This is a genomic window from Gilvimarinus sp. 2_MG-2023, assembly GCF_030547685.1.
GTDB lineage: Bacteria > Pseudomonadota > Gammaproteobacteria > Pseudomonadales > Cellvibrionaceae > Gilvimarinus.
The window spans coordinates 22,821-29,313 of the sequence record NZ_JAUOQM010000013.1 but is presented as its reverse complement, the minus strand read 5'-3'; the positions used below and the strand labels follow the sequence as shown (position 1 = coordinate 29,313).

Here is a 6,493-nt window from a genome sequence, read left to right as displayed (position 1 = left end):
AGCGCGTGATTGCAGCGTTATGAGGCTTTATGAACTCTTATCCTGATGTAAAGCACCCAAAAACATACAAGTCCAGATTGGGGGGATACGGTGATTTTTACTTTAGGGTGAGCCAAGATGAATATTCAAAACTGGTTGACCTTGAAGCTAAGTATGAGTCAGAGACCGATGATTACGAAAAATCAGAGGTTGGAAATTTATGCTTTGAAGCTGGGGTTAAAACAATTCTATTTGCAGCTCTTTGTGTTGAAGCAAGTATTAACGACTATGCTGCATGGCAGTTAGGCGACAGCTATTTTGAAAAACATCTAGCTAACTTGGATGTTGCTTCTAAATGGGTTGTAATACCAAAACTAGTTTGTGGTAAAGAAATTAATAAGTCAGGTGCAGGGTATGCAGAACTAAAGGCGCTTATCAGATCTCGCAATGAACTTGCTCACAATAAATCGAAGCACCTAGACATAAATAACCCTCAATTGCCAAGTAAGCTAGAAGCAAGGACCACGAAATTCTACGGCAGTGCACATGCTGCCTATAAAACATTGTTACTCATTAGCTTGGAGTTTGATCAGCTGGTTGGCCCACACTTCAATCCGTTAAGAACTTTAGATAAAGAAATTTCACCAATGCTAGAGATACCATCAAATATTATAGGCGTTTATGCAGACTGCAAAAATATCATAACCAGAAACAATAATGCCTCATAACAAGCACATCAAAAAACGCTCCACTTCGTTGCGCTGGACCTCCCTAACGGTCGGCCTTTTATGTGGGCGTTATGTTCAAAATCAAGTAATGGAGTATAAATGAAGTCAGGTATTTTTGAGTTAGTCGTGGCTGGAAGTTACGTATTAATTATTATTGCGTTTGCTGTATTTATGTCATGGATTACGATCCAGAGAAGAAAAAATGCAGACGCTATGCGAAAAAATGTTTACGCAAAGATAAAGTTAGGAATACAACTCTCCTCCAAGGATGTGGTTAATATTGGTAAGTCATTTGATCTTACTCCATTCCAGTCTAGGAAGGTAATCTACAAAATTTTCCGAGACTCAGAAGATAAAGACTCATTTAATAATTTGAAGAAGCTCGTACAGGAGATAGAAACAGAGGAGCCATATGATGATATGCCGGATGAAGTTAAACCATCTTTGACTAGGCTTTCAAAAATCACTGCAGAATCTAACGAAGAAAGTGATAAACATATACTTACGCCAATTACTGGCACTCTAAGCAAGTATGTTGAGTTAAAATCAGAGCAAGAAAAGCTAAAGAAACAAACCAACAGAGCTTACGTTGTTACTGTTGTCAGCTTTGTTGTAGGTGCTATTAGTTTTTACTTCACACTTACATCACCTTCAGCCAAAGATATAGCTCACGAGATTCAATCTTCAGCTGAAACTCGACAATTAGAACATAACAAGTTGCAGCAAAAGGACGATTAACACTCCACGCGTTTTGCCATTGCTTCGCAATTTTATGGCAAAACCTGTTCCGCGTTAACCGCCTCTGTGCAAGGCGTTAGCAATATTCAAGAGTCTGTATGCAAATTAATTTTAAAGTGGCTAAATTAGAGGATTCAGAAATCATAGGTTCTTTGGTTGTTGATCTTACAAATGAAATATGTGAATTAACCAAAGCACAGCATTTTGACATTAACCTCAATAGTACAATTGAGCGTTGTCGTGAACTAATTCGTGATGGTCATTACACTGCAATTATTGGTGAACATAAAAATAAACCTGTTGCCGTTGTTACTTTTACAGAAACATATGCTTTATACGCTGGTGGAAAAATTGGTGTAATTCAAGAGTTTTATGTTTCACCTGAACTAAGATCTTCAGGTGTTGGTTCTATGTTAATCGAACAAGTTAAAAAATACGGAAAGCAACATGATTGGTCATGCATTGAATTATGCACTCCACCTTTACCTGAATTTGAAAGGACATTAAATTTCTATCAACAAAATGGTTTAACTCCTGTTGGTGGTCGTAAAATGAGACAGGCATTGGATTAAAATATTGCTAACAAGAACTTCAAACGGAAAAAATACAGTTGGCTGTTTTCACTCCGTTCAACATTTTAGCCAACTATATTTTTCCGCTTAAGTAGGCGTTAAATATTCAGCCCGAGTCGACTGCCAATGTCAAAAGACAGTATTTCGATGGTCTATACAAAAACTGCGAAATTTGTTCAAACTTATGTGGTATAAGTTGTTCAATGTTATGTTGAGCGGGACGGCTTTAGGGGCCTACAGAGGATTTTTTTTCAAGCTATTGAGCGAATTTACATTGATTATATATCCGCGCATAAGTTTGAAAAAATATGCGATTGTTTAAAATAAGTCATCGACAGGACTACGAGTGCCAGCACGACGCTGGCCAATAACGTGGGTGTAGAGCTCCGTTATCCTCAAGTCAGAATGGCCGAGCAATTTCTGTACTGTGCGCAAATCGCTACCGTTAAGCAGTAAGTTTATCGCGAATGAATGCCGAAAAGTATGTGCGGTGATTCGTTTATGGACTCCACTGGCTTTAACGGCTTTGCGTAAGTTTTTGGCAAAGGTTGTTCCGTGTAGATGATGCCAGCAAATATGGCTATCAGTAAGTGGGTGTCCTCGTTTCCCGTTTCTTTTCGATATATGGTGCTAATGTGAGGATAAGTACAGAATATTTTTCTGTACACAATCGCTATCAGCCACAAATTGGGAGCCCCAGCCAGACCAACCCCGAGACCTCATCGAGGCAACGATTAGGTTATTGATGCTATCGACAATCTTAGGCGGGTTGTCCTCAAACCGAGGTAGTCTTCTTTTGACGCGCTCCTTGTTTAAATTATCGTATATCGTTTTCGCACGGGCTGAGATAATGTTTTCATCACCGGGGGCTAGCGCCATGACCGTACGTCCTTTCATTAGCCGTGCTACAGTACCTTTTACATGGATATAATCTCCTCTCATAGCCGCGTATTCTTGCCAAGCTAGTGAGTTGAGCCATATGTCTTTTGCTGAGTCGAGATCACCACTCTTTTTAAGAGTTTTCGCCTGATACTCATAGTCGACCAATATAGGCATTAGGGCGCGACCAGTAAGCCCATAAATTGCAGCCTCATAGGAAGCCTCCAGTCTTACTTGTTGGTTACCTCTTCCGCTAAGGCTGAAAGGGCTGTTGTATCACCGGATTGACCCAGCTTTTTTAAAGTATCTATGGAGTAACTCTTGTACGCCTCCAACTCCTCTAAAAGGTGGCCGTGTTCTCGAAGCCATTGGTTATGCTCATCTGCAGCTTGATTCTTTCCTGACTCAGTTAGCTGAAGTTCGTTACACCAGTTCTCTTGATAGTCCATTTTTTCGCTAAAAATATCGTCAGCACTCGATGATTTAGGCGTTGCTTTCGCCGTGCGAGGTGTCATATCGACAATAATGCTAGTTGATCGATCGATTTTTGGCTCGCCTTTAATTAAGTCTGTACTACTAATTGGCTCTGGATTAAGGCTCTCAGGGGAAAAACCTTGCCCGGCAAAAAACCATACACAAAGCATGAAAACGGCTCCAACAAGTACGCCGCCGCCCAATAATTTATATTTCATACCAATTCTCCTTAAAAATTAGGGCAGCTCTGATCCAAAAACGTTTCGTAGTTCAACCTGCAACATAGCAACTCTAACTCCTTTTTTGTGTTTACGGTGGAGGTGCATGACTGCAGTGGTGTCCTATATTTCGTGATTTTTTTGGCGAATGCGCCGTGGGTAGTTAAGGAGTTTAGGGCTGTAAGTAGCAATCGTTTAGGATATTTTCAACCAATATGAATTTCATATCCCCTTTTGGGTAATTTGTTAGATGTCGCAGATATATTATCCCAATAGTGATGAACCTAGTATTTCAGAAGCGTCGATAAGGTTGCACTAGGCCTCCGCTTGACACCTAATAACATCTTTCATAAAAATTTAATCTATTTTAATTGGTGTTTTAGGAAATATTGGGCACCAACATACTGGAAAACTCTCACTGGCAAGTATGTGGGGGCACGTTTTAGATGTCTGTCCCTGCTCGATCACTTGGCACACTTAGTCCTGCACACGTTTCGGTACTCTGGCCCGTATGCTCCCACGACAAAGCGCCGCCGCTTACTGGTCTATAGCTACCTAAAAGGCACATCGTCAGGTTGCAATGGCTCGATCGTAAAAGATGTGGTACTTTCTTGTTCTATATGCGGAATACGTTGCGAAGTGGAGGCATAGTTTTTGTAATAATCAGGCGCTAAAAGAAATTTTCATCAATAAGAAACCGGCGTCCACTTTCGGTGCTGGGGTTATAAAGCAAGACGATGAGGACATCCCGATCGGTACAAATTTGCCGGATACGTGCTTAATAAGTTACAAGATGCATTTTTTGGGCCGACGGGGATACTTATCTAAACGTTATATGTTTTTCGAGTTTAGGTGATTGAATGGATACAAGCGTAAAGAAAAAATTTAATACCTATCCTGCAGATATTTTTATTTCACTCAACACAGTGCGCGATCTTATTTTTAGTGTTGCGATGCAAGATGATATTACCGATATAACAGAAACCTTAAAATGGGGTGAGCCTAGTTATGTTTCTAAAATAGGAAGCACCATTAGAATTGATTGGAAAGATAAGTATCCTGAACAGTTTTGTATTTATTTCAACTGTAAAACATCACTAATAGAAACGTTTAAAGAAATTTATGGTGATACATTTACATATGAGGGTAATCGTGCAATTGTACTTAAAAGAAATCAGGTTATACCTTATAAAGAGCTGGCGCATTGCTTGTCAATGTCACTACGTTATAAACAAATTAAGCACCTAGTTTTGCTCGGTGCATAAACATATAACAAGTAAATAATGGAATTCATGTGTCAACCAATGTGTGGGTATTCCGGGTTTTCCGCAGTGATTTCTCCGTGATTGACTTGCTTTTAATCATAACGATTACCAAATTAGTACCCAGCCCAATACCCCGATACCGAGCCAAGCCAGTACGTTAATGACAAAACCGGTGCGGGCCATTTCACCCACGGTTAATCGTTCGGCGCCGAATACAATGGCGTTTGGCGGAGTGGCCACGGGCAACATAAATGCACAGCTGGCTGCTAACGCGGCGGGAACAACCAAAGCTTCGGGCGGTGCGCCCACCGCCACGGCCAAGGAGCCAATTAAAGGCAAAAAAGCCGCTGCCGTTGCCGTATTACTGGTTACTTCTGTCAAAAACATTATGACACCCACCACCGCAAAAATCAGTGCCAGCAAAGGCCACGAGCCAAGCCCTTGTAGTGTTTGGGCAAGTGTTTCTGCCAAACCGCTAACAGTCATTAAGTGAGCCAGTGCCAAGCCACCGCCAAACAGCAATAATACTCCCCACGGCAAGCGGCGCGTATGATCCCAGTCCATTAAACGTGAGCCTTTGCCATCAGCGGCTGGAATGGTGTGTAAGGCAACGGCTGCTATCAGTGCAATACTCGTGTCGGAAAGGCTGATGTCTGGTAGGGCGTTTTCAAACAGGGGGCGGGTAATCCACAGCCCGGCGGTAATAATAAACACCAGTGCCACGCGCCATTGCATTGGAGTCATTGGCCCCAGTGCCTGCCATTGTTGGCGCAGCGCCTCTAGTTGTATCGAACCGTCACCGCGTGGAAGCTGACGACTCAGCCATAACCAAGCTGCCAGCAACAGCGCGGCGCTTAAAGGAACAGCCATTGCCATCCAGCCGACAAAGCTCAAATGTATATTGTGTACATCCGCTAAATAAGCCGCCATTAAAGCATTGGGTGGTGTGCCAATTAATGTCGCGATGCCACCAATGCTGGCACTGTAGGCGATGCCCAATAATAGAGGGCGATCTTGCCGCGAGTTCGACGGGTCAGTGTTGAGTGACAATATAGACAGTGCGATGGGTAGCATCATAATTGCCGTTGCGGTGTTGCTTACCCACATGCTGAGAAATGCAGTGGCGCCCATGAACGTCGCTAACTGGCGACGCACTCCGCCACCAAAAAGCACGGTCAGCCCCAGTGCGATACGCCGGTGAAGTGACCAGCGCTCCATGGATAAGCCGAGTACAAAGCCACCGAGAAACAAAAAAATCAGCGGGTGACCGTAATTGGCTCCCACGGATTTAAGATCAGTCAGCCCCAGTATTGGGGCAATAATTAACGGCAGCAACGCCGTAATCGCCAAGGGCAGGACTTCGCCAATCCAAAACAGTGCCATCATCATCGCAAGGCCTGCGGTCCACCAGGCGTGCTGATCGAGTTGCGCCGGTGCCGGGAGTACTATAGTGGCAGTAAACACTGCAATCCCTAATATGGCAGTGATGGTTTTATGGTTCATGTTTATGAGTCATCCAAGTCATATTCACTGATGACACTTTGGCGCAACCATTAAAGATATTCAAGAAAAACAAAGATAATCAGGACGCTTTGACTGAGCTTATAGTGGCGGTTTTTACTTGTTGGTGCAGGTTGAGT

Annotated in this window: 7 protein-coding genes; 4 read left to right on the top strand and 3 right to left on the bottom strand. The window is 42.8% G+C overall.

Annotated elements, in window-relative coordinates:
- The first annotated feature begins 29 nt into the window (after positions 1-29).
- From Q4526_RS02740 to Q4526_RS02730, 3 genes are all read left to right on the top strand, one after another.
- Positions 30-707 (top strand): hypothetical protein, encoded by a 678-nt coding sequence (locus Q4526_RS02740; protein ID WP_215975258.1) that lies wholly within the window; start codon positions 30-32, stop codon positions 705-707.
- A gap of 99 nt (positions 708-806) precedes the next feature.
- Positions 807-1,445, top strand: coding sequence for a hypothetical protein (locus Q4526_RS02735; protein WP_215975257.1), 639 nt, complete (start codon positions 807-809; stop codon positions 1,443-1,445).
- Between the two features lie 98 nt (positions 1,446-1,543).
- Positions 1,544-2,017: a GNAT family N-acetyltransferase gene (locus tag Q4526_RS02730; RefSeq protein ID WP_215975256.1), complete on the top strand. Its 474-nt coding sequence runs from the start codon at positions 1,544-1,546 to the stop codon at positions 2,015-2,017.
- A 318-nt stretch (positions 2,018-2,335) separates the two neighbouring features.
- Here the strand turns inward: Q4526_RS02730 and Q4526_RS02725 are convergent, their stop codons facing one another.
- Positions 2,336-2,593 (bottom strand): tyrosine-type recombinase/integrase, encoded by a 258-nt coding sequence (locus Q4526_RS02725; RefSeq protein WP_303609521.1) that lies wholly within the window; start codon positions 2,591-2,593, stop codon positions 2,336-2,338.
- A 533-nt stretch (positions 2,594-3,126) separates the two neighbouring features.
- On the bottom strand, positions 3,127-3,588 hold the full coding sequence (locus tag Q4526_RS02720; RefSeq protein ID WP_215975254.1) for a hypothetical protein: 462 nt from the start codon (positions 3,586-3,588) through the stop codon (positions 3,127-3,129).
- An 860-nt stretch (positions 3,589-4,448) separates the two neighbouring features.
- Between Q4526_RS02720 and Q4526_RS02715 the strand changes: the two genes are divergently transcribed.
- On the top strand, positions 4,449-4,853 hold the full coding sequence (locus tag Q4526_RS02715; protein WP_215975253.1) for a DUF1801 domain-containing protein: 405 nt from the start codon (positions 4,449-4,451) through the stop codon (positions 4,851-4,853).
- A gap of 105 nt (positions 4,854-4,958) precedes the next feature.
- Here the strand turns inward: Q4526_RS02715 and Q4526_RS02710 are convergent, their stop codons facing one another.
- Positions 4,959-6,356 carry a DASS family sodium-coupled anion symporter gene (locus Q4526_RS02710; RefSeq protein ID WP_215975252.1) on the bottom strand — a complete coding sequence of 466 codons (1,398 nt, stop codon included), beginning with the start codon at positions 6,354-6,356 and terminating at the stop codon, positions 4,959-4,961.
- Between the last annotated feature and the right edge of the window lie 137 nt (positions 6,357-6,493).